The organism is Luteibacter sp., from assembly GCF_036499525.1.
In the GTDB taxonomy this organism is placed as follows: domain Bacteria; phylum Pseudomonadota; class Gammaproteobacteria; order Xanthomonadales; family Rhodanobacteraceae; genus Luteibacter.
This window is the reverse complement of the sequence record NZ_DASYDO010000059.1, coordinates 18088-43718: the sequence shown is the minus strand read 5'-3', so window position 1 is coordinate 43718 and position 25631 is coordinate 18088. Positions and strand designations below refer to the sequence as shown.

29 protein-coding genes are annotated in these 25631 nt (G+C 66.8%); 18 read left to right on the top strand and 11 right to left on the bottom strand.

The annotated features are described in order from the left end of the window. Positions 1-59 precede the first annotated feature (59 nt). Together ybaL and recQ are read right to left on the bottom strand one after the other, a co-directional pair. On the bottom strand, positions 60-1709 hold the full coding sequence (gene ybaL, locus VGM71_RS11095) for a YbaL family putative K(+) efflux transporter (protein WP_331545038.1): 1650 nt from the start codon (positions 1707-1709) through the stop codon (positions 60-62). Between the two features lie 56 nt (positions 1710-1765). Next, positions 1766-3580, bottom strand: a complete 1815-nt coding sequence (gene recQ, locus VGM71_RS11090; RefSeq protein ID WP_331545036.1) for a DNA helicase RecQ — start codon at positions 3578-3580, stop codon at positions 1766-1768. A gap of 173 nt (positions 3581-3753) precedes the next feature. Here recQ and VGM71_RS11085 point away from each other — a divergent pair, with 173 nt between their 5' ends. Then, positions 3754-4044 carry a hypothetical protein gene (locus VGM71_RS11085; protein ID WP_331545034.1) on the top strand — a complete coding sequence of 97 codons (291 nt, stop codon included), beginning with the start codon at positions 3754-3756 and terminating at the stop codon, positions 4042-4044. 3 nt (positions 4045-4047) lie between these two features. On the opposite strand, the gene VGM71_RS11080 is transcribed toward VGM71_RS11085, so the two are convergent. Beyond that, the gene (locus VGM71_RS11080) at positions 4048-4416 is read right to left on the bottom strand and encodes an MGMT family protein (protein WP_331545032.1); all 369 of its coding nucleotides are present in this window, start codon (positions 4414-4416) and stop codon (positions 4048-4050) included. A gap of 77 nt (positions 4417-4493) precedes the next feature. On the opposite strand from VGM71_RS11080, the gene VGM71_RS11075 reads away from it, so the two are divergent. After that, the gene (locus VGM71_RS11075; protein WP_331545091.1) at positions 4494-4898 is read left to right on the top strand and encodes a hypothetical protein; all 405 of its coding nucleotides are present in this window, start codon (positions 4494-4496) and stop codon (positions 4896-4898) included. Here VGM71_RS11075 and VGM71_RS11070 read toward each other — a convergent pair whose 3' ends face one another. Both VGM71_RS11070 and VGM71_RS11065 read right to left on the bottom strand, forming a co-directional pair. Continuing rightward, complete coding sequence (locus VGM71_RS11070) at positions 4899-6023, bottom strand: inorganic phosphate transporter (RefSeq protein WP_331545030.1); 1125 nt, start codon at positions 6021-6023, stop codon at positions 4899-4901. It lies immediately after the preceding gene. Between the two features lie 13 nt (positions 6024-6036). Beyond that, entirely contained in the window at positions 6037-6666 is a 630-nt protein-coding gene (locus VGM71_RS11065) for a pit accessory protein (RefSeq protein WP_331545028.1), read from the bottom strand. A 125-nt stretch (positions 6667-6791) separates the two neighbouring features. On the opposite strand from VGM71_RS11065, the gene VGM71_RS11060 reads away from it, so the two are divergent. Next, entirely contained in the window at positions 6792-8111 is a 1320-nt protein-coding gene (locus VGM71_RS11060; RefSeq protein ID WP_331545026.1) for a hemolysin family protein, read from the top strand. A 113-nt stretch (positions 8112-8224) separates the two neighbouring features. Here the strand turns inward: VGM71_RS11060 and VGM71_RS11055 are convergent, their stop codons facing one another. Further along, positions 8225-8992, bottom strand: coding sequence for an RNA methyltransferase (locus tag VGM71_RS11055; RefSeq protein WP_331545024.1), 768 nt, complete (start codon positions 8990-8992; stop codon positions 8225-8227). Positions 8993-9126: 134 nt separating this feature from the next. Here VGM71_RS11055 and VGM71_RS11050 point away from each other — a divergent pair, with 134 nt between their 5' ends. Next, entirely contained in the window at positions 9127-9930 is an 804-nt protein-coding gene (locus VGM71_RS11050) for an inositol monophosphatase family protein (RefSeq protein WP_331545022.1), read from the top strand. Between the two features lie 132 nt (positions 9931-10062). Here VGM71_RS11050 and hda read toward each other — a convergent pair whose 3' ends face one another. Genes hda through VGM71_RS11035 form a run of 3 tightly spaced genes read right to left on the bottom strand, consistent with a single transcriptional unit; the run spans position 10063 to position 12908 of the window. Next, positions 10063-10758 (bottom strand): DnaA regulatory inactivator Hda, encoded by a 696-nt coding sequence (hda, locus tag VGM71_RS11045; protein WP_331545020.1) that lies wholly within the window; start codon positions 10756-10758, stop codon positions 10063-10065. Next, on the bottom strand, positions 10755-11912 hold the full coding sequence (locus VGM71_RS11040; protein WP_331545018.1) for an AI-2E family transporter: 1158 nt from the start codon (positions 11910-11912) through the stop codon (positions 10755-10757). The genes hda and VGM71_RS11040 overlap by 4 nt, the downstream gene beginning before the upstream one ends. A 9-nt stretch (positions 11913-11921) precedes the next feature. Further along, positions 11922-12908 carry a DUF2066 domain-containing protein gene (locus VGM71_RS11035; protein ID WP_331545016.1) on the bottom strand — a complete coding sequence of 329 codons (987 nt, stop codon included), beginning with the start codon at positions 12906-12908 and terminating at the stop codon, positions 11922-11924. A gap of 139 nt (positions 12909-13047) precedes the next feature. Between VGM71_RS11035 and purM the strand changes: the two genes are divergently transcribed. The 3 genes from purM to VGM71_RS11020 all read left to right on the top strand — a co-directional run bounded on the left by purM (position 13048) and on the right by VGM71_RS11020 (position 15595). Next, on the top strand, positions 13048-14085 hold the full coding sequence (gene purM / locus VGM71_RS11030; protein WP_331545014.1) for a phosphoribosylformylglycinamidine cyclo-ligase: 1038 nt from the start codon (positions 13048-13050) through the stop codon (positions 14083-14085). A gap of 5 nt (positions 14086-14090) precedes the next feature. Further along, on the top strand, positions 14091-14738 hold the full coding sequence (gene purN / locus VGM71_RS11025) for a phosphoribosylglycinamide formyltransferase (protein ID WP_331545012.1): 648 nt from the start codon (positions 14091-14093) through the stop codon (positions 14736-14738). Positions 14739-14893: 155 nt separating this feature from the next. Continuing rightward, positions 14894-15595, top strand: coding sequence for a DUF3108 domain-containing protein (locus tag VGM71_RS11020; protein WP_331545010.1), 702 nt, complete (start codon positions 14894-14896; stop codon positions 15593-15595). A gap of 118 nt (positions 15596-15713) precedes the next feature. Here VGM71_RS11020 and murA read toward each other — a convergent pair whose 3' ends face one another. Continuing rightward, complete coding sequence (gene murA, locus VGM71_RS11015; protein ID WP_331545008.1) at positions 15714-16973, bottom strand: UDP-N-acetylglucosamine 1-carboxyvinyltransferase; 1260 nt, start codon at positions 16971-16973, stop codon at positions 15714-15716. A gap of 52 nt (positions 16974-17025) precedes the next feature. Continuing rightward, positions 17026-17265 (bottom strand): BolA family protein, encoded by a 240-nt coding sequence (locus VGM71_RS11010; protein ID WP_166700831.1) that lies wholly within the window; start codon positions 17263-17265, stop codon positions 17026-17028. Between the two features lie 176 nt (positions 17266-17441). Here VGM71_RS11010 and VGM71_RS11005 point away from each other — a divergent pair, with 176 nt between their 5' ends. From VGM71_RS11005 to VGM71_RS10955, 11 genes are all read left to right on the top strand, one after another. Beyond that, positions 17442-18455: a KpsF/GutQ family sugar-phosphate isomerase gene (locus VGM71_RS11005; protein ID WP_331545005.1), complete on the top strand. Its 1014-nt coding sequence runs from the start codon at positions 17442-17444 to the stop codon at positions 18453-18455. A 56-nt stretch (positions 18456-18511) separates the two neighbouring features. Beyond that, positions 18512-19060 (top strand): HAD-IIIA family hydrolase, encoded by a 549-nt coding sequence (locus VGM71_RS11000; protein WP_331545003.1) that lies wholly within the window; start codon positions 18512-18514, stop codon positions 19058-19060. Next, positions 19057-19656 (top strand): LPS export ABC transporter periplasmic protein LptC, encoded by a 600-nt coding sequence (gene lptC, locus VGM71_RS10995; protein WP_331545001.1) that lies wholly within the window; start codon positions 19057-19059, stop codon positions 19654-19656. The genes VGM71_RS11000 and lptC overlap by 4 nt, the downstream gene beginning before the upstream one ends. A gap of 40 nt (positions 19657-19696) precedes the next feature. Beyond that, complete coding sequence (gene lptA / locus VGM71_RS10990; protein ID WP_331544999.1) at positions 19697-20212, top strand: lipopolysaccharide transport periplasmic protein LptA; 516 nt, start codon at positions 19697-19699, stop codon at positions 20210-20212. A gap of 4 nt (positions 20213-20216) precedes the next feature. Beyond that, positions 20217-20936: an LPS export ABC transporter ATP-binding protein gene (gene lptB / locus VGM71_RS10985; RefSeq protein WP_331544997.1), complete on the top strand. Its 720-nt coding sequence runs from the start codon at positions 20217-20219 to the stop codon at positions 20934-20936. 89 nt (positions 20937-21025) lie between these two features. Beyond that, the gene (locus VGM71_RS10980) at positions 21026-22513 is read left to right on the top strand and encodes an RNA polymerase factor sigma-54 (RefSeq protein ID WP_331544995.1); all 1488 of its coding nucleotides are present in this window, start codon (positions 21026-21028) and stop codon (positions 22511-22513) included. 119 nt (positions 22514-22632) lie between these two features. Beyond that, entirely contained in the window at positions 22633-22980 is a 348-nt protein-coding gene (hpf, locus tag VGM71_RS10975; protein WP_331544993.1) for a ribosome hibernation-promoting factor, HPF/YfiA family, read from the top strand. 97 nt (positions 22981-23077) lie between these two features. Continuing rightward, positions 23078-24028: an HPr(Ser) kinase/phosphatase gene (hprK, locus tag VGM71_RS10970; RefSeq protein ID WP_331544991.1), complete on the top strand. Its 951-nt coding sequence runs from the start codon at positions 23078-23080 to the stop codon at positions 24026-24028. A gap of 22 nt (positions 24029-24050) precedes the next feature. Then, positions 24051-24932 carry an RNase adapter RapZ gene (rapZ, locus tag VGM71_RS10965; protein ID WP_331545089.1) on the top strand — a complete coding sequence of 294 codons (882 nt, stop codon included), beginning with the start codon at positions 24051-24053 and terminating at the stop codon, positions 24930-24932. A gap of 37 nt (positions 24933-24969) precedes the next feature. Further along, complete coding sequence (locus VGM71_RS10960) at positions 24970-25362, top strand: PTS sugar transporter subunit IIA (RefSeq protein ID WP_166700841.1); 393 nt, start codon at positions 24970-24972, stop codon at positions 25360-25362. Continuing rightward, entirely contained in the window at positions 25355-25624 is a 270-nt protein-coding gene (locus tag VGM71_RS10955; protein WP_331544987.1) for an HPr family phosphocarrier protein, read from the top strand. Before VGM71_RS10960 ends, VGM71_RS10955 begins: the two co-directional genes overlap by 8 nt. Positions 25625-25631: the final 7 nt, after the last annotated feature.

The following is a 25631-nucleotide window of genomic DNA, read 5'->3' as shown; positions in this document are numbered from 1 at the left end:
CGTCAGGCCCTGCTGCTCACGGCCTCAAAAGATGTCGCGCGCAAGGCGCGCTCCTACCGTCAATGCTGGGATTGTCGTTGAGGTTGCGCCGCCTCGAACATGCTCCGCGCAACTTCCTGCTCTCCGTAAATGACCTTGCTGGCTCCCAGGCCACCCAGGTGGTCCGCGCATTCGGGCGAATGCGCGCGTGCCACGATCGGCAGGTCCGGCCGAAGGGCGCGCGCGGCACGAACGATTTGCCCGCCTTCGAAGGGATCGGAAACCGCGATGATCAGCGCACGGGCATCGGTGAGGTTGGCCTCGGCAAGGACGAGTGCCGCCGCGGCATTGCCGATCACCACCTCCACGCCGCCCCTCTCGCGCAGTTCGCGTACGGCATCTTCGTCAGATTCGATCAGCAGGGTGCGCAAACCGGCCGCCTGGAGTTCCGCGAGCACGCGGCGGCCCACGCGGCCGTGCCCTACCAGTACGGTGTGCCCGGCCATGTTGGGGTGATCGTCCGGCGCGTCGGCGTCGTGCCGTGCGATCCAGCGATCGAGTGCCACGAAGAGCAGCGGATTGACCAGGATGGAAACGATCGCGGCGGCGAGAAGGATGTCGCGCGCCTGCGCGCTCAGAAGGCCGAGCGAGACCCCCAGACCGGCGAGGATGAACGAAAATTCGCCGATCTGCGCGAGGCTGGTGGCAATGGTCAACGCTGTCTTCGGCGGGCGGCCGAACCCGCGCACGATGAAGAACGCAGCGAGCGACTTGCCCACGATGATGATGAGGCACGCTGCGAGCACGACCCACGGTTGCTCAACGACGATCCGCGGGTTGAACAGCATGCCGATGGAGACGAAGAAGAGCACGGCGAAGGCGTCGCGCAGGGGCAGGGTTTCTTCCGCCGCCCTCTGCGACAGCTTCGATTCGCCCATCATCATGCCGGCGAAGAAGGCGCCCAGCTCGAACGACACGTCGAACAGGTGTGCCGCGCCGAACGCGACGCCCAGCGCGATGGCCAGCACGGCCAGCCGGAACAGTTCGCGCGACCCGCTGGCGGAGACGGCCTGCAACACCCAGGGGATGGCGCGCTTGCCCACGATGAGCATCAGCGCGACGAAGACCACTACCTTGCCGACCGTCCAGGCCACGGTCTCGACCATGGCGCCGACCGTCGGCGCCGGGCCGTCGTGTCCCGCACCGAGGAAACCGCCGATCGCCGGCAGCAGCACCAGTGCCAGCACCATCGCGAGGTCTTCGACGATCAGCCAGCCCACGGCAATACGGCCACGATCGGTGTCGAGCAGGCGGCGCTCTTCCATCGCACGGAGCAGCACCACCGTGCTGGCCACGGACAGGGCGAGACCGAAGACGAAACCTTGCGCGGCCGGCCAGCCCAGCCACCAGCCCAGCAGCATGCCCAGTCCCGTGGCGACGCCCATCTGTACGGCGGCGCCAGGAATGGAGATGGCCTTGACCGCCAGCAGGTCCTTCAGCGAGAAGTGCAGTCCCACACCGAACATGAGCAGGATGACGCCGAGGTCCGCGAGTTCCTGCGCGATGTGCGCGTCGGCGACATAGCCGGGTGTGAACGGTCCGGTGACGACGCCGGCGACCAGGTAGCCGGCGAGCACCGGCAGGCGAAGGCGGAGCGCCAGGGCGCCGAAGATGAAGGCGAGGACGAGGCCGCCGACGAGGGTGGCGATGAGCGGCGTGGCGTCGTGCACGAAAACTCCTGATCGAGTGCCGCAGGCCGCCCGCGGCATCTAGGGACGCTAGGCTATCACCCTGCCGCGGTCAGCACGGCGAGGAAATCCTTGCCGTAGCGTTTGAGCTTGTTCTCGCCCACACCGCTGATCGAGGCCAGCTCTTCTTCGTTGCCCGGCAGGGCGCGCAGCATGGCCAGCAGGGTGGCGTCGTGGAAGATGACGTAGGCCGGCACACCGTGTTGCTTCGCCAGTTCGGCACGAACGCGGCGCAACTCGTTCCAGAGTGGCTGCTCGATCTCCTCGATACCCAGCGACGCGCCCGCCACCGCGGGCGTGGACCGCGCCGTGCGGCGACCCTTCGTGGGCCGCGCATCCTCGCGCAGCCATACCCTGCACTCGCTCTTCAGCACCGGCCCGCTGCTGGGGGAAAGGCGCAGCGTGCCATAGCCTTCGGGATCCGCCTCGATGAGGCCCGCCGCCAGCAGCTGGCGGAACACCGAGCGCCACTGCGTGGCATCCATGTCGGCACCGACGCCGAACACGGTGAGCTTGTCGTGGCCGAGGTCGCGCACGCGTTCGGCCGCCTCGCCGCGCAGGATGTCGATGAGGTGTCCGGCACCGTAACGTTGCCCGCTGCGGTAGATGCAGGACATGGCCTTCTGCGCGGCCAGTGTCGCGTCCCATGTCTTCGGCGGCTGCAGACAGTTGTCGCAGTTGCCGCAGGACGCCGGATAGGTTTCCGCGAAGGCTTCCAGCAGCAGCTGGCGGCGGCAGCGCGTGGCTTCGGCGTAGCCCAACAGGGAATCCAGCTTCAGCCGCTCGACGCGCTTGCGGGCTTCGCCCGCCTCGGACTGCGCGATCATCTGGCTCATGGTGACGACGTCGCCCAGGCCGTAGACCATCCACGCCTCGGCCGGCAAGCCGTCACGGCCGGCACGGCCGGTTTCCTGGTAGTAGCCCTCCATGCTGCGCGGAAGGTCGAGATGGGCGACGAAGCGTACGTCAGGCTTGTCGATGCCCATGCCGAAGGCCACCGTCGCAACCATCACCACGCCTTCCTCGCGCAGGAAGCGCTGCTGATGACGCGTGCGCGTCCCGGCATCCAGGCCCGCGTGGTATGGAAGGGACTCGACGCCGGCCTCCGACAGCCAGGCCGCGGTTTCGTCGACCTTGCGCCGGCTGAGGCAATAAACGATACCTGCCTCGCCACGGTGATCGTCGAGGAAATCGAGCAGCTGGCGGCGCGCGTTCTGCCGCGGCGCCACGCGATAGCGGATGTTTGGCCGGTCGAAACTCGAAACGAAACGGCGCGCCCCGTGCAGGTTCAGCCGCTCGACGATCTCTTCGCGCGTGCGTTCGTCGGCGGTGGCGGTGAGCGCGATGCGCGGCACTTCCGGAAAGCGTTCGTGCAGGATCGCCAGCTCACGGTATTCGGGGCGGAAATCGTGGCCCCATTGCGATACGCAGTGCGCCTCGTCGATGGCGAAGAGCGCGATGGGGATGCGATCGAGCAGACCGAGGAAGCGTCCGGTGAGCAGGCGCTCCGGTGCCACGTAGAGCATGTCCAGTTCGCCCGCGAGCAGTTGCTCCTCGACGTCGCGCTGGGTGACGGCGTCCAGGCTGGAATTGAGGTAACGCGCCCGCACGCCGGCTTCGCCGAGGGCGTCCACCTGGTCCTGCATCAAGGCGATGAGCGGCGAGACCACGATGCCGGTGCCCTGGCGCATGAGCGCGGGAATCTGGAAACAGAGCGACTTGCCACCGCCCGTGGGCATGAGCACGAGCGCGTCGTCACCCGCGGCGACCGCCTCGACGATGGCTTGCTGCTGGCCGCGGAATCCGGGATAGCCGAAAACGGAGTGAAGAAGATCGAGTGCCTGGGACTGCATCCGTCCATGCTAACAAACCGCCGTGACGACGCCGCACCGGACGACATCCTTACATACGTTTACTTACCTCGATTTGCGATGAGGGTCGTTTTCTTTCGACGTGCAATAAGGGCTAATGGAGCCGGGGCGCGAAGTCCGCGACCCCACTGCGTTTTCATCCGAAGGGGGATGTCATGCACAGAGCATTCGTCACCGCTGCAGTCGTCGCCGGAAGCCTTCTCGCCGGCACCTCGCCAGGCTACGCCGCTGGCGGCCGCATCGTTTTCACGGGCGTCCTCCTGGAGCCCTCCTGTCCCCTGCGCGACGGGCGGGTGGACTGCGCGGCGGGACAGCAGGTCGATGCGGTGGTCCGCACCGTCGACATCCGGCCGATGCGCGGCCCAACCCACGCCCGGTTACTCGAGTATGCGCTGCACCGGGATCCTTCACGGTCCTGGAAGCTGACCGAGGTGACCTATCGGTGACGGTCAGGCCGGGAAGCCCCAGATGGCCCGGTCCAGGTCGTGATCCAGCCCGAAGGCGCTCATGGGCACGCGGCCGTCCTTCACGACGACGCCTTCGGCCTTCAGTCGCTTGCATTGCTCGCGGAAGCCACGCGTGCCGGCGGGAATGCCGATACGACCGTCGGCACGCAGCACGCGGTGCCATGGCAGGTTGGGGCGATTGGGCGCATCGCCCAGCACCTTGCCGATAAGGCGGGCGCGCCCCGGATAACCCGCACGTGCCGCGATGGCGCCGTAGCTGGCCACTCGGCCCTTCGGAATGGCGGCGACCGCCTCGATGATGCGGCGCGCCCGGATTTCACTGGCCTCGTCGGTCGCGAATTCATCGACCATGGTCGTTTCCTGCATGTTCCGGAACGCCGTTGAGGGTACCATCCGAGATCCTCACGACGGATCCGTGGATGACGGCCATGCGACACTTCGAAGCGATTCGCTCCCATGTCGGCGGCATCCACAAGCTCCGCCAGAACGAGCCCTACGTCATCAGCTTCGACCTGGAACTGCCGGACGGGCGGCACCAGGGCATTTACCTCGCGGAACTCGAGAATGGCGAGGGCCAGCGCTTCCTGCGTCTTTCGACGCCGATCGGCCCGCTGGCGGGGGTGGATGCCAGGCGCTGCCTGCGCTTCAACTGGGAACAGCGCACCGGTTATCTCGCCGAGGCGGACCTCGACGGCTCGCCCTACCTGCACCTGTGCGAGAACCGCCCATACGACTACCTGGACGAGCGTGAGCTGGCCCGGCTGATCGAAGAACTGGGCGCAATCGGCGACCAGCTGGAACAGGTGGTCAACGGCGAAGCCGACGCCCTCTGATCAGAAGAACAGGTTGCCGAGCTTCACCAGCCCGTAACCCAGGCCCGCCGTGATCGGCAGGGTCAGGATCCACGCCCACACCATGCGTTCGACCACCGACCATCGAATGGCGTTGAAGCGCTTCGCCGCGCCGACGCCCATGATCGAAGCCGACACGTTATGCGTTGTGGACACCGGCACGCCGAGCATCGACGCGGTGAGGATCACCGCCGCCGAGCTGCCCTCGGCGGCGAAACCGTTGATGGGATGCAGCTTCACCATCTTGTGACCCAGGGTCTTGATGATCCGCCAGCCACCGCCCGCGGTACCGCCCGCCATGGTGAGGGCGCAGACCACCTTCACCCACACCGGGATCGGAAAGCCGCCGGCCGCCGCCGGATCGTGCGGGATGCGCAGGAAATCGAGGAACACCGGAAGATGATCGAAATGGCCCGCGGCGGTGGCGCCGGCCAGTGCCAGGGCGATGATACCCATGCTCTTCTGCGCATCGTTCATGCCGTGGGAAAGGCCCATGGCGCTGGCCGACACGATCTGCGCCTTGCCGAAAAAGCTGTTCACGAACGGTGTGCGGCCAAATCGCCGCAACGCGCCGTTGCGGCTGGAGAAGAAGCCCAGCAACGCATAGAGGCCTCCCATGATAAGGAAGCCGATGACGAAACCGAGGAAAGGCGAGACGATCATCGGCACGATCACCTTCGGAACCACGCCCTTGCCCAGCCACCAGTGTGTCCCGCCCTGCCACCAGATGATCGAATGGATGTTGTCGCCCGCCGCGGCGAACGCAGCGCCGCACAGGCCGCCGACCAGGGCGTGACTGGAGCTGGACGGAAGGCCGAGCCACCAGGTGATGAGGTTCCAGATGGTCGCCCCGAGCAGCGCGCTGATCAGCAGGTGCGAACCGACCTCTACCACGCCCGTATCGATCAGTCCCGAGGCGATCGTCGCGGCCACCGCGGTGCCCCAGAGAGCGCCGGCGAGGTTGGTGACCGCCGCGAGGAGCACGGCCTGGCCCGGGGTCAGCACCTTGGTGGCGACCACGGTCGCGATGGAGTTCGCCGTGTCGTGGAAGCCGTTGATGTAGGTGAAAGCGAGGGCGATCAGGACGACCGCGATGACCATGCTCATGGGAACCCCGGCCTCAGGAGTTCTTGAGCACGATGGAGTAGACGACATTGCCGACATCGCGGCATTTATCGACGGCTTTCTCGACGAGCTCGAACAGATCCTTGGCGAGGATGGCGCGTAGCGGGTCCGAGCCCTCCGCATAAAGCGTGCGATAAGGATCGAGGAGGAGACGATCGGCTTCCGATTCCAGCGCCTGGAGCTGGTCGCGTAGTCTCTTCACCGGGTCGATCTTCAGGCCGTGGCGCAACTGGCCGATCATGGCTACCACGACTTCGGCAGAGCGTTCCAGCAAGGCGGCGCGCTGACCGAAGTCGATGCCCTGGAGGCGCTCGGCGACGATCACGTAGCGTTCGGCGAATTTCTCGATGGTCTTGGGAATCTTGTACAGCGCCGAATTCAGCGCCTCGATGTCCTCGCGGTCCAGCGCGGTGACGAAGGTGTTCACCAGTTCCTCTCCGATCTGCCCGTGCAGGGCTTTCTCGCGGGCGCGCGCCGTGCTGAAGGCGGCCATCACCGGCGTCCGGTCGGTCTGGGTCACCAATTCATGCATGGCCTTGGCGCTCTCGCGGGCGGCTTCGGCGCTTGCCTCGAGCAGGCCGTAGAACTTGTCGCCCTTACCGAACATTGTCTGGAGTGAAAACATGGGGTTGCCTGGAACCTGGGGGATTTGTGAGCGTTATGTTACCGGACGGACGGAGCCCCTGCCTCGCCCGTCGCGCTCCCGGGCCTTCGGGACCCCGACGCGGCCATCTGCTATATAAGCGCCCGATGCTCACCAAAATCCTGCTGGTCCTCGTCCTCTCCCTCGGCAACGCGTTCTTCGCTCTGTCGGAAATGTCCGTGGTCGCGTCGCGCAAGAGCCGCCTGAAGCAGCTGGCCCGCGACAGCCGCCGCGCCCGCGTGGCCCTGCAACTGGCCGAGGCGCCGGAGCGGTTCCTCTCCACGGTCCAGGTGGGCATGACCATCATCATCCTGGTCACCGGTGCAGTGGCGGGCGACAGCCTTGGCGAGCACTTCACCGCCCTCATCCACGGTGGGGGCGCCGCCTGGCTGGAACCCTATGCCCGCATTCTCGGCTGGCTGCTCGGGTTCCTCCTGATGTCCCTGGTCCAGATTGTCGTCGGCGAACTGGTGCCCAAGCGCGCCGCCCTCTCCGCGCCCGAGCGCATCGCCTGCCAGATCGCCGTACCGATGCTGGTGGTCTCACGCATTACCCTGCCGATGGTGTGGCTGTTGAATCACATCTCCACCGGCATCCTCCGGGTGCTGCGCCTGCATCGCGTGGGCGCCAATGCGGCGACGGAAGAGGAAATCCGCCTGCTGGTGGCCGAAAGCGCCGAGCAGGGCATCCTCGACAGCGACGAGCGCAACATGGTGAACCGGGTGCTGCGCCTGGGCGACCGCAGCGTGGGCTCGGTGATGACCCCGCGCATGAAGATCGCGTGGCTCGATGTCGCCGCCTCGCACGAGGACAACCTGGCCGTGCTCCGCGAATCCCGGTTCTCCCGCTATCCGGTTTACCGGCGCGACGAAAGCGAGGTGATCGGCACGGTCGAGGTCAAGTCGCTGGTGGTTTCGCTGGAGCGTGGCCCGGTGGACCTGTTCGCGCACATGTCACGGCCGCTCTTCGTGCCAGCCACGGCACGCGCGCTGGATCTGCTGGAGGCGTTTCGCGATGCGGACACCCAACTCGCGCTGGCCGTGGACGAATACGGCGATATCGAAGGCCTTGTCACGCTGAACGACCTGCTCACGGCGGTGGTGGGCGCCACCGCCCCCGCCGCGGACGACGACGATCCGGAAGGGCCGATCGTGCGTCGCGACGACGGCAGCTGGCTGATCGACGGTTCGCTCCCGGCGGACGACCTGCGCGAACTGCTCCAGCTCGAGCGCCTGCCCAACGAGGAAGAGCACGATTTCCGCACCGTGGCCGGCATGATCACGACGCAGTTTGGCCACATCCCGCGCGCCGGCGAGGCCTTCGCGTGGCAGGGCCATCGCTTCGAAGTGGTGGACATGGACGGTGCGCGCATCGACAAGGTGCTGGTGAGTACGGTGGATACGAACGAACTCGCCGTCGAGGAATGACCGTCCCGGTTTCATGCGGGTTCAAACCCGCACAGCGACCGTCGGTTCATGACGTTCGATGAGGAATCCCGCCACCTTCAGCCGGCACTGGCCCGGCTTTTCCGCGACCTTTCCTACGGTTTTGTCTTGTGTGCCATGGCCGCCATGCGCTGCGCGTCGGCCAGGATACCGTGCAGGATGCGTAATTCGCGCAGTTCGGGGCGGGCGCGCAGGAACAGCTTGCGCAGCTTCAGCATGATCGTGACGGGAGAGCGGCCCTTGTGGAACTCGATGTCGTCGAGCATTTCACCGAGATGGGTGAAGAATCGCTCGAGTTGTTCGGCGTCGGCCGGTACTTCGTCCGGATCGACGTCGGCGGCAGGCGGCTGCACCTCGTCGGCCAGCAGCGCCGTGCGCAACTCGTAAGCCATGACCTGAACCGCCTGCGAGAGGTTCAGGGAACTGAAGTCGTCGACGCTGGGGATGCGCACCATCGCATGGCAGCGCGACAGTTCGTCGTTCTCCAGCCCCGTGCGCTCGTTGCCGAACACCAGGGCCACCTGCTCGCCCCGGCGCGCGGCGGCGATCGCCTGGGCGGCGCCTTCGCGCGGGTCCAGCTCTGGAAGGTTCACGCCGCGGCGTCGCGCGGACAGGCCCAGCGCGAACGTGGTGCCCGCCAGTCCCGACACCAGGTCCTCATGGATCGCCGCCTGGCCGAGCACGTCGTCGGCGCCGGCCGCGAGGGCCGTGGCCTCCGGATCGGGGAAACGGTGCGGCGCCACCAGGGTCATCCGGTCGAAGCCCATGGTGCGGATAGCGCGCGCGGCCGAGCCGATGTTGCCCGAATGCGAGGTACGAACGAGGACGAAGCGGAGGCGATCGTGGAGCTCGGAAAGGGCCATGGCTGGCGGACGACTGACGGGAGGACCGGAAAGTCTACAACGGCAACGACTTGGGTGAGACGAAGCGGGGTGGTAAACTTCTGGATTGATGCGGCTCTTGACCGCTCTCCCGTTCTTTTGCCAAGTCGACCCCCATGCCAAGACCCGCCGTCAACGTCGCGGCGCGCGCCGCGCGCTCCGCAGGAAACATCATCCTGCGCTACATGAACCGCATCGAAGGCCTCGCGGTCGTCGAAAAGCAACGGATGGACTTCGCCTCCGAGGTAGACCGCCTCGCCGAAGCGGAGATCGTCAAGGAATTGCGCCGCGCCTATCCCACGCACGCCATCCTGGGCGAGGAATCGGGCCAGATCGGCAAGGGGCCGCTCACCTGGGTCATCGATCCCCTCGACGGCACGCACAATTACCTGCGCGGCATCCCCCACTTCAGCGTGTCCATCGCGCTGGTCGAGAAGGGCGAGCCCGTGTATGGCGTGGTGTTCGATCCGCTGCGCGACGAACTCTTCACCGCGAGCAAGGGCGACGGCGCCTACCTCAACGATCGCCGCATCCGCGTGGGCAAGCGTGAAGGCCTGGGCGGCGCGCTGATCGCCACCGGCTTCCCCTATCGCGTGCGCAACCACCTCGAGTCGCAGCTGGCCATGACCGCCGCCCTGCTCAAGGAAGCGGAAGACGTCCGGCGCATGGGCTCCGCGGCACTCGACCTGGCCTATGTGGCCGCGGGTCGCGTGGATGGCTACTTCGAGCCGGGCCTCAGCGTGTGGGACATCGCCGCGGGCGCCCTGCTCGTTCGCGAGGCGGGCGGCGTATACGGCGATTTCTCCGGGCGCGACGGTCTGCCGGAGAGCGGCAATATCATTGCCGGCAACCACAAGGTGGCTGCCGCCATGACCGCAATCATCAGCGCCAACGCCACGCCGCGCCTGCTCGGTACGTAGGAGCGCGCGCGTCTGCTCGGTACGTAGGAGCGCGCCTGCGCGCGACAGCTTTTCGCCGAGCCTGCGAGCTGGCGCGCCAGCTCACGGGATACCGCGAAAAGCTGTCGCGCGCAAGGCGCGCTCCTACGGGCGTCAGTCGCTTTTCAGCAAGTTGCGCAGGAACGGTACCGTCACTCGCCGCTGGGCGGCGAGTGACGCGCGGTCGAGGGTGTCGAGCAGGTCGAGAAGCGTGCCCAGGTCGCGCGCGTGGTGGACGAACAGCCAATCCAGCACCACGTCGTCCAGGTCGATGCCGCGTGCGCTCGCCTGTTCACGCAGCACATCCCTTCGTTCGGCGTCACCAAGCGGCTTCAGTACGGCCTGCGTGAGGGAGCCAAGGCGCGAACGCAGGTCCGGCAGGATGATGTCCAGCGATGCCAGTGCGCCGCTCGCGGAAAACAGCAGCGTACAGCCTTCGGCGCGGTAACCGTTGAAGGTGTCGAACAGCGCGTGCTCGGCATCGTTGTCGCCTGCGATCGAATCGATGTCGTCGATGGCGAGCAGGTCGCTACCGGCCATGCCGCGGATCGCTGCCGATCGCGATCCGCGCAGCCCGGCAAGCGGCAGGTATTGCGCGGATCGCCCTGCATCGATGGCGGCCTGGCAGGCGGCGATCAGCAGGTGCGTGCGGCCGCTGCCCACGGGGCCGGCAACGAACACCCACGGCGCAGTGGCGGTCCCGGCCGCCGCGCGCACGGCTTCCACGGCCACGGCGTTCTCGCCCGGACGGAAATGTTCGAAACGCTGCCGCCGCGGCCAGCGCAACGCCAGGGGAAGCTGGTTCGTCATGGCCCGCCGTCGCCGGATGAGGGCGGCTGGGCGGGGCGCGTTTCCACGTCCACGTCGACTTCTACCTCAACCGGGGGCACGGGCGACCCGGGCGCCGGTTTCGTGTAGAGGTCGCTCTCGCGGTAGCGCGTGAAGGCGTAACGCATCAGCACGACGACCACCGAGGCGGCGGGAAGCGCCAGCAGCACGCCGAGGAAGCCGAACAGGTGGCCGCCGGCGAGCACCGCGAAGATCACCGCCACCGGGTGCAGGCCGATCTTTCCGCCCACGAGGCGCGGCACCAGCACGTAACCTTCGAGCAACTGGCCGATGGTAAACACCACGGCGACAAGGATCACATGCGTCCAGTCGCCGTACTGCACCAGCGCGGCGATCAGCGCGGCGACGAAGCCGATCATGAAGCCCAGGTACGGCACGAAGCTCAGCAGGCCGGCGACCATGCCGATCAGAGGGCCAATGGATATGCCGGCCAGCGTGAGGCCCAGGCCATAGAAGAGTCCGAGGGCGAGCATCACCAGCAACTGGCCGCGGACGAAGGCGCCAAGCACCTGGTCCGACTCGCGCGCCAGGCGCACGACGGTCGGCTCGATAGCGCGCGGAAGCATGCGCTGTATATAAGCCATCATCGTGTCCCAGTCGCGCAGCAGGTAGAACGCGACGACCGGGATCAGCACGGCGTTGGTCAGCCACAGGACCACGCCCATGCCGGACTGGGTGACCTTCGCCACCGCCGTGGCGGCAAAACCACCTACCGAGCCGATGTGTTCGCGGATCGTCGCCAGCAGGCGGTCGGAGTCGAAGACGTTCGGGTCCAGGCGCAGCTTCGCCTGGATCCACGGCAGCGCCGTGTTACGCACCCAGTCCACGTAGCGCGGCAGGTTCTCGGACAGGTTTTCGAACTGGGTCTGGATCAGCGGGATCAGCAGCAGCAACACGCCAATCACGACCAGCGTGATCACCGTGAACACGATGCTCACCGCCCAGGTACGGCCCATGCCCAGGCGCTGCAGGCGATCGGCCAGGGGATCGCCAAGATAGGCGAGCATCGCGGCAAGGGCGAACGGCATCAGCACCGGCGCGAGCACCCAGATCACGAAGACGATGACCGCGATGATCGCCAGCATCTGCCAGCGCCGCGACGTGTCGTGGTTCATGGCCATCCGTCAGGGCACCCAGCGCACGGCCAGGTCGGCGCCGTCGTGGCCGTCAGTGGCGAGGATGTGCCCGCCGGCGGCATAGCCGGCCACCAGCCTGGCCAGCGGTGCGCCAGCGGAAACATTGAACAGCACGCCATCGGACGTCGCCGCGACGGGGGCGATGGATTTCACCGAGGGATCGTTCTGGAAAGTGGACAAAAGGCCCGCGTAGTCAGCTGCGGAACGCAACCCCGCGACCCAGATCGTGCCGCTGGAGCTGCCACCCTGGGTGGCGGCGAACTGGCGATCCAGCTTGTCGGCCATGGCGTTGGCGCCATTGGTCAGCAGTGCCGCACGGGCCTCGCCGCTGTCCTTCCAGCTCGACGTGCGGCCCGCCGACACCAGGGTCCAGTCGGTCTGGTCGCTGCCGATCTTCCCGACCAGCACCACCGCCGTGTTGTACTGCCGCGCCACTGTCGCCACGGCCCCGGGATCGCCGGCGGCAAGAGTGGCCGGATCCGGTACGGCGTCTTCCTTGGGAACCACGATCTGGTAGCCGCGGCTGTCGGCCGTCTGCGCCAGCGGCGCGAGGTCTTCCTGGCCGAGCAGCTTGCCGCCGGCATCCCGTGCCACCACGAGCACCGGTGCCTTCGGTGCCGCGGCCGAAGCGTCGCCGACTGCCAGCACACGCCGCACGGCACCTGGATCGAATACGATTTCCAGGCTAAGCGGGGCGCCGGTGGCGCCCCCGGTACGGGCGTACTGGTATTGCTTCACGAGGCCGCCAGGCTGCTTCATCGCGTCGGCATAGCCGGGCTTGCCCCTCGGGTCCGCCCCGTTCGAGGCGCGGGCCAGCACCTGGGTGAGGCCCGTGGCGAACGCCTGGTCGCGCACCGAGGCGCTGGTGTCGGCCACCGGCACCGTTACCGTGTAGATGGGCGTCTGTGCCCCGGCGGTGCCGAGGCTGGCCGCCACGAAAAGCATCAATGCAGCGAGGAGGCGGACTGGGCGCATGGTCTTGGCATCGCTTAAGTGAAGGCAGGAAGTCTGCCCAAACCGCGCCATGGCGTCCATCCAGGCGATGTGCAGGGCGCCGGCCGGGAGGCCGCTTGCTGCTAGAATGCGCGGTTTCCAATACGTGCCGGAACCGCTTATGTCCTCCGACCAGGGCTCCCTCACCTACCGCGACGCAGGTGTCGACATCGATGCCGGCAATGCCCTCGTCGAGCGCATCAAGCCGATGGTCAAGCGGACCTTCCGGCCCGAGGTGATGGGCGGGCTCGGCGGCTTTGGCGGCCTGTTCGACCTGTCCGGCCGCTACAAGGAACCGGTGCTGGTGTCCGGTACCGACGGCGTGGGCACCAAGCTCAAGCTCGCCCAGCAACTCGGCCGCCACGACACCATCGGCATCGACCTGGTGGGCATGTGCGTCAACGACGTGCTCGTGCAGGGTGCCGAGCCACTGTTCTTCCTCGACTACTTCGCCACGGGCAAGCTCGACGTCGATACGGCCGCCTCGGTCGTCGGTGGCATCGCTCGCGGCTGTGAACTGGCCGGTTGCGCGCTGATCGGCGGCGAGACGGCCGAGATGCCCGATATGTATCCGCCCGGCGAGTACGACCTGGCCGGCTTCACCGTGGGCGCGGTGGAGAAATCCGCGATGAACGACGGGGCTTCCACCGTCGCCGGCGACGTCATCCTCGGCGTGGCCTCGTCCGGCCCGCATTCGAACGGCTACTCGCTGATCCGCCGCATCCTCGAGCGTGCCGGTTCGCCGCTTGACACCGACCTCGACGGCGTCAGGCTGGTCGACGCGCTCATGGCCCCGACGACGATCTACGTGAAGCCCATGCTGGAGCTGATCGCCAAGGTGAACGTCCATGGCATGGCACACATCACCGGGGGCGGCCTGAAGGAAAACATCATCCGCGTGGTGCCCGATGGCCTGGCCCTGTCCATCGACGCCTCCTCGTGGGACCTGCCTCCCGTGTTCGGGTGGCTGCAGCGCGAAGGCAACGTGGCCGACGAGGAAATGTGGCGCACGTTCAACTGCGGCATCGGTTTCACCGTGCTGCTGGCGAAGGAACAGGTCGAGGCAGCCCGCGCCGTGCTCGCCGCGCATGGGCTGGAAAGTCAGCCGATCGGGTTCGTCGTCGCCCACGAAGGCGGCGAGCGCGTCCACATCGCCTGATTCCCATGAGCCGCACTCTCCGCGTCGCCGCGCTCGCTTCCGGGCGTGGCAGCAACCTTGCCGCGCTCATCGCCGCCCGCGATGCCGGGCGCCTCCCGATCGAATTCACGCTGGTCGGCAGCGACAAGAAGCAGGCCGGTGCGTTGGCAATCGCCGACGCCGCGGGCATCCCCACGATGGCGCTCAGCCCGAAGGACTACGCCACCCGCGCGGACTTCGACGCGGCCCTGTTCGGGCGGGTGGCCGACAGCGGCGCCGATCTGCTGGTACTGGCCGGCTATATGCGCATCGTCGACGCCGCGGTGGTGGCGGCGTGGGAAGGGCGTGCGATCAACGTGCATCCGTCGCTGCTGCCCAAGTACCGCGGGCTGCACACGCACCGCCGCTGCCTGGAGGCGGGCGACACGGAGCACGGCGCCAGCGTGCACTTCGTGACCGCCGAACTCGATGGCGGCCCTGTCATTGCCCAGGCGCGCATCGCCGTACACCCCGGCGACGGCGAGGACGACCTCGCTACGCGGCTGCTGGTCGAGGAGCACAAGCTGCTGCCCGCCGTCGTCGGTGCCATCGCCGCTGGACGCCTGCGCTGGCAGGACGGCCCGGTATTCGACGGCACGCCGCTGACCCGCCCCCTGGACCTCGCCGAACTGTAGGAGCGCGCCCCGCGCGCGACAGATTTTCGCCCCGGTTCGCAAATTCACGCGCCAGCTCCAGGGCACGGCCTCAAAACATGTCGCGCGCAAGGCGCGCTCCTACACCGAGCCGTCCCGTGGCCCCGCATTCAGCCATGCGCTTTACAATCCGGTTCATGACGACTCGCACCCTCCTCCGCGCCGGCCTCACGCTGGCCCTCGCCCTGCCCGCCGCCGCGTTCGCCGCGGACCTGCCGCAGTCCTTCACCGCCACCTACCAGGTCCTCAAGGACGGCGGCCCCCTCGGCGAGGCCACGATCACGCTGAAGCCCGCCGGGGCTGGCCAGTTCGATTATTCGAACGCCACGAAAGGCACCTCGGGGCTGGCCGCGATGCTCGGCGCCAACGTGGCCGAAACGTCGCGCTTCACCTGGGCCGGTGATGTACCGCAGGCGGTGAGCTACCACTACGAGATGCAGGCGGCGATCAAGTCCAAGGTCCGCAACCTCACCGTGCAGGGCGGCACGGTGCAGGTGCAGGACAACAAGAAGAGCTTCAGCTATGCCGCCGTGCCGGGCATGGTCGAGCGCAACACGCTGCCGCTGGCCCTGGGCCTCGCACTGCGTTCGGGCAAGAAGGATGTGGTGCTGCCCGTCGCCGTGAAGCAGGAAGTCGAGAGCCAGACGTTCAAGGTGTCGGCCACCGAAAAGGTCAGCGTCCCCGCGGGATCGTTCGACGCCATTCGTGTGGACCGCACCGACGCCGATCGCGGCTTCAATGCGTGGTACGTGCCGTCGAAGTATCCGGTGCCGGTGAAGCTGGCGCAGAAGGACGGCGGCGACCTGACGATGGAGTTGGTGAAGTTCGAAGGACGCTAGCCCTTCGAACGTAGGAGCGCGCCCTGCGCGCGACAGCTTTTCGCGAGAAGCAGCAGGCCCTGTTGCTTCTCGCGAAAAGCTGTCGCGCGCAGGGCGCGCTCCTACATGCCAGGCTTTATCAGCCCGGCAGGCGCCGGATGCGTGCGCCGAGCACGCCGAGCTTCTCTTCGATGTTCTCGTAACCGCGATCGATGTGATACACGCGGTCCACCGTGGTGTCGCCCTCGGCGACGAGGCCCGCCAGCACGAGGCATGCGGAAGCGCGCAGGTCGGTGGCCATGATCGGCGCACCGCTCATCTTCGGCACGCCGGTGATGATGGCTGTATTGCCTTCGAGGCGGATGTCGGCGCCCAGTCGCTGCAGTTCCAGCGCATGCATGAAGCGATTCTCGAACACCGTCTCCGTGATGACGCCCACGCCTTCGGCGACGCAGTTGAGCGCGGTGAACTGCGCCTGCATGTCGGTGGGAAACGCGGGATACGGCGCGGTGGTGAGGTTCACCGCCTTCGGCCGGCGGCCCCGCATGTCGAGCTCGACCCAGTCCTTGCCGCTGCTGACGTGCGCGCCGGCTTCCTCGAGTTTCTGCAGCACGGCGTCCATCGTGTCCGCGCGCGCGCCGCGCGCGCGGACCTTGCCGCCGGTCATCGCCGCGCCCACAAGGAAAGTGCCGGTCTCGATGCGGTCCGGCAGCACGTCGTAATGTGCGCCGTGCAGGCGTTCGACGCCTTCCACGATGAGCGTGGACGTGCCGATGCCATCGATCTTCGCGCCCATCGCGATCAGGCAGTGCGCGAGATCGACCACCTCGGGTTCCTGCGCCGCGTTCTCGATGATCGTGGTGCCCTGGGCGAGCGTGGCAGCCATGAGGATGTTTTCGGTACCGGTGACGGTGACCATGTCCATGACGATGCGCGCGCCCTTCAGGCGGCCGGACCGCGCCTTGATGTAGCCGTTCTCCACGGTCACCTCGGCGCCAAGCGCCTGCAGTCCGCGGATATGCTGGTCGACGGGACGGGAGCCGATCGCGCAACCGCCCGGCAACGAAACCTCTGCCTTGCCATGGCGTGCGACGAGCGGGCCCAGCACGAGGATCGATGCACGCATGGTGCGCACCAGGTCGTACGGTGCCACGCAGGAATTTTCGGGACGCGGGTCGATGTGCATCTTCATGCGGTCGTCGAGGACGACACGTACGCCCATGCGGCCGAGCAGTTCGATGAACGTCGTGACGTCGTGCAGGTGCGGCACATTGCCGATGCTGACCGGCTCGTCGGCGAGCAGGCAGGACGCGAGGATGGGCAGCACGGCGTTCTTCGCGCCGGAAATGCCGACCTCGCCATGGAGCGGCTGGCCGCCGCTGATCAGGATCTTGGCCATGGAGGGGATGCCTTGAAAAGAGGGTCTGGCGAAGTAAGGCGCGGCGCGCTTATCAACGGCGGCTGGCGGCTTCGTCGGGAGTGAGGGTCTTGAGGCCAAGGGCGTGGATGGCGCCGCCCATGAGGTCGCCGAGGGTGGCGTAGACGAGACGGTGGCGGGCCAGCGGCAGCTTGCCGGCGAACTGTTCCGAGACGACCTCGGCTTCGAAATGAACGCCGTCGTCGCCCTGGACGTCTACCCGCGCGCCGGGCAGGCCGGCTTCGATCAGTGCCTGGATGCGCGCGGCGTCCATGGATTCTCCGATAGAGGGGGGGGTCGCCGCGCGGGCCAGGGTTCCGAAACGGACCCTGAACCACCTGTCGATGGCAGCAACCATAAAATGAGAATATGTAATGGTAATGGAAATCCGGTGTCGCAGAAATGGACATCCCGGGTAACCAGGGAAGCCCCACCCGGACTCGAGGTCGCATGAACGCCCGCACCGCACCGCCCGCCCATCACCGCCTCGTGAACGCCGACGCCGTCATTCGCAGCGCCCGGAACGTCATCAAGACCGAGGCTGCCGGCATCCGGGCCCTGGAGGCGAAAATCGACGCGACCTTCGTCCAGGCCTGCCAGCTGATCCTGGCCTGCAAGGGTCGCGTGGTGGTGTCCGGCATGGGCAAATCCGGCCATATCGGCCGCAAGATCGCGGCCACGCTGGCATCCACCGGCACGCCTTCGTTCTTCGTGCATCCGGGCGAGGCCAGCCATGGCGACCTCGGGATGATCCAGCCCGACGACCTGGTACTGGGCATTTCCTACTCCGGGGAGACGGATGAATTGCTCTATATCCTCCCGGCGATCAAACGCCAGGGCATCGGCCTCATCTCGATCACCGGCAACCCGAATTCCTCGCTGGCTACCCAGGCCGACCTGAACCTGGATGCCAACGTCGCCTCCGAGGCCTGCCCGCACGGGCTGGCCCCCACCGCCAGCACCACGGCCGCCCTGGTCATGGGCGACGCCCTCGCGGTGGCGCTGCTGGAGGCCCGCGGCTTCACCCCCGACGACTTTGCCCGCTCGCATCCCGCCGGCAGTCTGGGCCGCCGCCTGCTCCTGCACATTTCAGACGTGATGCACTCGGGCGACGACGTTCCGCGGGTGCGCCTCGAGGCCACGCTCAGCGAGGCCCTGGTGGAGATGTCGCGCAAGCGCCTGGGCATGACCGCCGTGGTCGACGGGGACAATCGCCTGCTCGGCGTGTTCACGGACGGCGATCTTCGCCGCACGCTGGACGACGACGGCGTTGACCTGCGCAGCGCCTCGGTGGCACAGCTCATGACCCGTGGCCCCAAAACCATCGGCTCTGACAAGCTCGCGGTCGAAGCCGCCCAGCTGATGGAGAAGCACCAGATCAATGCCCTCCTCGTGGTGGACGCGAACGCCTGTGTGGTCGGCGCGCTGAACATCCACGACCTGCTCAGGGCCCGTGTCGTCTGAACGACCGCGCCCCATCGTGCTCCCCGCGCGAAGCCCCCCACCCCACATAGCGAATCATGGCCTACACCCACTACACCGAGATTCCCGCCGACGTCGCCGAGCGCGCGGCCCGCGTGCGCCTGGTCGTCTTCGACGTGGACGGCACGCTGACGGACGGCCGGCTCTGGTACGCCGAAGACGGTCGCGAAACCAAGGTCTTCCACGTGCACGACGGGCTCGGTCTCAAGTCGTTGCAGCGTAACGGCGTGACGGTCGCGATCATTACCGCCCGGATCAGCCACCCCGTGTCGCTGCGTGCCGAGGAACTCGGCATCGCGCACGTCTACCAGGGCCAGAAAGACAAACGCGCCTGCCTCACCGGCCTGCTCGAGGCACTCGGGCTGGCGCCGGAACAGGCCGCCTTCGTCGGCGACGACCTGCCTGACCTTCCCGCCATGGGCGTCGCGGGGCTCGCCGTGGCGACCGCCAATGCCCATCCCTGGGTGGCCGAGCGCGCACACTGGCGTACGCACCGCATCGGTGGCTACGGTGCCGCGCGCGAAGTGGCCGACATGATCCTCGCCGCGCAAGGTAAGGCTGAAGCCGAACGGGATCGCTGGTTGTGAGCGTGTTCAACCTGTTCAAGGACCGCAGTGCGGCCAGCGTCGCCGGCATGCTCGCCGCGGTGCTCGGCGCCAGCGTGCTCCTGTATTACTGGACCGCCCCCGAGAAAAAGGTACAGGACTTCATCGGGCCGCCGCGCTCCGGTTATGTACTGACCAACTTCGACCTGGATTCCTATAACGAGGAAGGCAAGCCCGCCTTCAAGCTCGTCGCGCCGCACCTGGAACGGCGAGAGGGCGACGAATCCCTGTACATCAACGCGCCGGATTTCGTGCTGCCTTCCGTCAAGGAGACCAACGTTCCGCCGTGGACGGGTCACTCCCAGTACGGCTGGGTGAACAAGGACGGCAGCCTGCTCAAGCTGCAGGGCAAGGTGCACATGGAGCGGGTGGCCTTCCTGGCGAATCCGCCGGCCAGCATCGACACCTCCGAGGTCACCGCCTGGCCGAAGGAAAACCGCCTGGAAACCGCTGAGGCGGCCCGGATCGTCCAGGGAACCTCTACAATGGACGGCGTTGGCATGCGCGCCAATCTCGACACCAAGCACCTGGAGCTCCTCGATGCAGTCCACACCGTCTACCAGCCGCGCAAGCGCTAAGGCCGTCGTCGCGGCGCTCGGCGTGGCGCTTCTTGCGAGCATGTCCGTTTCGGCCAAGCAGTCCGATCGCAACCAGCCGGCGGATGTCACGTCGAAATCGTTCGATGGCACGCAGGCTCCGCAGAATGGCCAGCCGGGCAAGGTCATCTGGACCACCAACGTCGTCCTCACCCAGGGCACGCTCAAGATCACGGGCAGCAAGGCCACCGGGTTCCTCGACGCCGACAACCAGCTCACCCGCATCATCGTCGACGGCAGTCCGGCCACCATCCACCAGCTGGACGACCAGGACCAGCCCATGGACGGCAACGCCAACAACATCGACTACAAGATCGATCAGGACCACGCGGTACTTACCGGCAACGCCAAGGTCAACCAGCCGGCAAAGGGCAGCGCCGAGGGCGACAAGCTCACCTACAACACCAAGGACAGCACGATGACGGGCGAGAGCACCGGCGGCGCCCCCGTGCACATGACCTTCCAGCCGAAGAACAAGACGCCCGCGCCTGCGGAGGCTCCCGCGAAGCCGGCGTCCGACGACACGAAGAAGCCCTGACACGATGCTTTCAGCCCAAGGCCTGCAGAAGCGCTTCCGCGCGCGCCAGGTAGTCCGCGATTTCGCCTTCTCCATCCGCGAGGGTGAAGTGGTCGGCTTGCTCGGTCCCAACGGTGCCGGCAAGACCACCTGCTTCTATATGGTGGTGGGCCTGATCCAGGCCGACGCCGGCTCGATCAAGCTCGACCAGCAGGACATCACCGGACTGCCGATGCACTCCCGCGCCAAGCTGGGCATCGGCTACCTGCCGCAGGAAGCCTCGGTGTTCCGCCGGCTCAGCGTGGCCGACAACATCCTGGCCGTGCTCGAGCTGCGCGAAGGCATGAGCCAGAAGCAGCGCGAGGACGAACTGGAAAGCCTGCTGGACGAACTCAAGATCGCGCACATCGCCGAGCAGAAGGGCATCAGCCTTTCCGGCGGCGAGCGTCGCCGCGTCGAGATCGCCCGCGCGCTCGCGGCGCGCCCGCGCTACATGCTGCTCGATGAACCGTTCGCCGGTGTCGACCCGATTTCCGTGGGCGAGATCCAGCGCATCGTCCGTCATCTGAAGGAACGCGGCATCGGCGTGCTGATCACCGATCATAACGTTCGGGAAACTCTCGGCATCTGCGACCGTGCGTACATCCTGAACGATGGCGAGGTACTCTCTCGGGGCACGCCCCAGCACATTCTTGCGGATGAAAAGGTGCGCGAGGTGTACCTGGGCCGTGAATTCAGGATATGACAGACGGCCGGCCGGGCTTGCCCGACCGGCCGCTGGTTTGGGCCACCCGTAGGGGTTAGGATGGCTCGGGAACTCCAAGCGTCGAAGGCATGAAACCCGGACTCCAGTTTCGCCTCCATCAGCAGCTCACGCTGACGCCGCAGTTGCAACAGGCCATCCGCCTGCTGCAATTGTCGCAGCTGGAGCTCGAGGCCGAACTCCGCCAGATCGCGGAAAGCAATCCGTTGCTCGAGTTCGCCGAAGATGCCGAATCCGAGGCTGAACCGGACGCGCCCGACGAGAACGGCTACGAGGCACCCGACTTCGCCTCGCGCGAAGATCCGCCGGCGAAGCCTTCGAAGGACGACGAGGAGTCCACGGCCGCGCCCTCCGAGGAACTCGCCCCGGAATGGGACGACGACCGCTTCCAGGGCGACACCAGCGAATACACCGGCAACTCCTCGCGCGCCAACGGCGTGGACGAGGATGGGTTCGAGCCGCAGAACGCGGCGCCGGAAAGCCTCCAGCAGCATCTGGAATGGCAGCTCAACCTTTCCCAGTTCTCCCCGCGCGAGCATGCGATTGCCACCGCGATCATCCATGCGCTGGACGAGGACGGCTACCTGCGTGATGGCGTAGCCTCGGTGCTTGCCGCCCTGCCCTCCGAAGTGCAGGCCCACGCCGACGAGGTCGAGGCGGTGCGCCAGCGCGTCCAGCGCTTCGACCCCACCGGCATCGCCAGCCTGGACCTGCGCGACTGCCTGTTCTGCCAGCTCTCCCAGTTTTCGCTCGATACGCCCCATCGCGAACTCGCGATCCGCATCGTGAACGAGGACCTGGAACTGCTGGCGCGCAACGACACCGCGAAGATAGCCCGCCGGCTGAAGGCCCTGGAAGAACACGTTGCCGCGGCGGCCGCGCTGATCCGGAGCCTGGACCCGCGGCCTGGCGCGGCTCTCGACGCCACGCCGGTTGAATACGTGGCCCCCGACGTCTACGCACGTCGTGAGAACGGCCGCTGGCAGGTCAGCCTGAATGCGGACGCACAACCGCGACTGGGCCTCAACCAGCATTACTGCAACCTGATCGCCCGTGCGCGCGGCAACGACGCCACCTGGATGAAGGGCCAGCTGCAGGAAGCCCGCTGGCTGTTGAAAAGCCTGCAATCCCGCGCGGAAACCCTGCAGAAGGTGGCCGACGTGATCGTTCGCCGGCAGAGCGCCTTCCTCGATTACGGCCCCGAGGCCATGCATCCGTTGGTTTTGCGTGAAGTGGCGGAGGAAGTGGGCATGCACGAATCCACCATTTCACGCGTGACCACGCGCAAGTACATGCATACCCCGCGCGGCACCTTCGAACTCAAGCACTTCTTCTCCAGCGGCGTGGCCACGGAGGACGGCGGCAGCGCCTCCGCCACCGCCATCCAGGCCATGCTTCGCAAGCTCATCACGGCCGAAGACGCACGGCGGCCCCTCTCCGACCAGGCCCTGGCGGAGGAGCTGCATCGACGCGGAATTCAGGTCGCCCGACGTACTGTTGCAAAGTACCGGGAAGCAATGCGCATCCCCAGTTCCAGCGAACGTGTCCGCGCCAACTGACGACGCGAAGGAACCCAACCCGAGGTCCAAGGTCCAACCTACTCAAGCTAGAGGAGCGACGCTCCGTCGCTCCGGTCTCGTCGCCGCGAGGCGGCACCCTCAGCAAGAAGGAGGCGTCAATGCAAATCCAGATCAGCGGCCAGCACATCCAGGTCACCCCCGCCCTGCGCGAGCGCGTGGAACAACAGATCGGTCGCTTCGAACGCCTTTTCGACAACATCACGGCCCTCGACGTCGTCCTTTCCGTCGACAAGAACGAGCACAAGGCGGGAGGCACCCTGCACTGCTCGGGCACCCGCCTCCATGCCGACGGCATCGCCCGGCTTGACGATGACAACAAGAACGACACCCTCTATACCGCGATCGACGCCATGGTCGCCAAGCTGGCCGACCAGCTCCGGAAGCATAAGGAAAAGCTCAAGGATCACCACAACAGCGAGGTTCGCGAGGCGCGTGTCGCCAGCTGACTCCCGGCAGCCCTCCCGCCCTTGATGGCACAATAGGACCCAGGCCGACACGCCCCGCGTGCCGGCCTTTCCTTCCCAAGTCCCAAGGGACCCAAGCGTGGACCGGCTGACCGCCAGACAACTGTTCGACGGGGTACATGAGCGCATGGCCCTGCGCTGGGCCGCCGGCATGCGTGGTGAAGGCCGCGTGCTCGAGCCCAACGCCAAGCAGAGCCGGCGTCCCTCGCTGGTGGGCTACCTCAACGTGATCTACCCCAACAAGGTGCAGATCATCGGCACGGAGGAGCTGAACTTTCTCGACGGCCTGGATTCGCGCCAGCGCTGGGAGGCCATCCACAAGATCGCCGCCTACCAGCCGGCCGCGCTCATCGTCACGAAAGACCAGTCGATCCCATCCGACCTGCGCGAGGTGGCTGAGGAAACCGACACGCCGCTGTGGCAGAGCACGAAGCGCGGCCACGAACTGCTCACCTATCTGCAATACCACCTGGCGCGCACACTCGCACCGCGGGTCACCCTGCACGGCGTATTCCTCGAGGTGTTCTCCATCGGCGTGCTGATCACCGGCGAGCCCGGCTCGGGCAAGAGCGAGCTGGCCCTGGAACTGATCAGCCGCGGCCATCGCCTGGTGGCCGACGACGCCACCGAATTCACCCTGATCGCCCCCGACGTGGTCGACGGCGCCTGCCCCGAACTGCTGCAGGACCTGCTGGAAGTGCGCGGCCTGGGCGTGCTCAACATCCGGGAAATGTTTGGCCATACCGCGGTGAAGCCTTCGAAGTACCTGCGTCTCGTGGTCCACCTGAAACCGCTGCGCGATGGCGAGGAACCTGACGCCATGACCCGCCTCACCGGCGATGTCAGCCGGCGCAACGTGCTCGATGTGGACGTACCCAAGATCACCATTCCCGTCGCGCCTGGCCGCAACCTCGCGGTGCTGGTCGAGGCCGCCGTGCGTAACCACGTGTTGAAGAGCAAGGGCATCGATCCTGCCCAGACCTTCATCGACCGACAGGCGCACCAGATGCGCCGCTTCTCCCCATGGTGAGCCCCCCGTGATCGACGAAGTCATGAGCCCCATCGTCGAACCCGACGCGATCCACCTCGTCGTGCTCACCGGCATGTCCGGCGGCGGCAAGACCGTGGCCCTGCGCGCGCTGGAGGACCTCGAGTTCTACTGCGTGGACAACATGCCGGCAGAGTTGATCCCGCAGCTGGTGGCCGCCGTGAGCCAGGGCGAACACGGCCCGCGCCGGCGCATCGCCGTGGGCGTGGATGTGCGCAACCGCCGCATCGACCTCTCGCGCATGCCGCATGTGCTGTCCGAGCTTTCCACGGCCGGCGTCCACGTCCACCTGATCTTCCTCGACAGCCGCGACGACGTCCTCATCAAGCGCTATTCGGAAACCCGCCGGCGACATCCGCTCGCGGCGGAAAGGCTGTCCCTCGCCGATTCCATCGCCGAGGAACGCAAGCTGCTGCGCCCGCTGGTGTCCATCGCCGAGAAGGTCATCGATTCCAGCGACCTCAACGTGCACCAGCTGCGCCGCCTGTTCGCCACCGGCTACGCGGCGGCCTCGGACGGCACCACCCTGCTGTTCGAATCGTTCGCGTACCGTCGCGGCCTCCCGTCCGACGCCGATTTCGTCTTCGATGCGCGCTGCCTGCCCAATCCGCACTGGGACCCGCGGCTGCGGCCGTTCTCCGGCAAGGACCTCCCCGTGCGGGAGTTCCTCGACGCGAACCCGCTCGTGGGCGAGTACTATGACGACGTCGCCCGCTGGCTCGACACCTGGCTGCCGCGCTTCGACGGCGAGGACCGCAGCTACGTCACCGTCTCGATCGGTTGCACGGGCGGGCGCCACCGCTCGGTCTACCTCGTCGAGAAACTAGCCCAGCATTTCCGCTCGGAACGCGGCAACGTACTGACTTTCCATCGCGAACTCGAGTGACCATGACCCGTCCCCAGCCGCAACGAGATACCGGGCGATGACCGTCGGCGTCCTCCTCATGACTCACGAGGCCGTCGGCAAGGCGCTGATTTCGGCCGCGCGCCACGTGATGCCGAAGCTGCCGCTGGAGGTCGATGCCGTCGAAGTGCCGCCCAGCGCGGATCCCGATGTCATGCGCACGCTCACGGCCCGGCACGCCCGCGAACTGGACCACGGCGACGGCGTGCTGGTGCTGGCCGACCTCTACGGCGCCACGCCCTGCAACATCGGTCTCTCCCTTGGCGAGCTCGGCGTGCACCTGCGCTGCGTGTCGGGCCTCAACCTGCCCATGCTTCTGCGCGTCCTCAACTATTCTGAAAAATCGCTACCCGAATTGGCCGAAATCGCGGCCAGCGGCGGTCGCGGAGGGATCTTCATCGACCATGCTTGAACGTGACATCGTGGTATCGAACCGGCTTGGCCTGCACGCGCGCGCATCGGCCAAGCTCGTCCAACTGGTCGCAGGATTCAAATCGACGGTCTGGCTCATCAGCAAGGGACGCGAGGTCAACGCGCAGAGCATCATGGGCGTGATGATGCTGGCCGCCGGCATGGGCGCCGCACTGACCGTACGCGCCGAGGGCGAGGATGCGGAACAGGCTGTCTCGGCCGTCATCGACCTGTTCGAGCGCAAGTTCGACGAAGGCGCCTGACCATGAC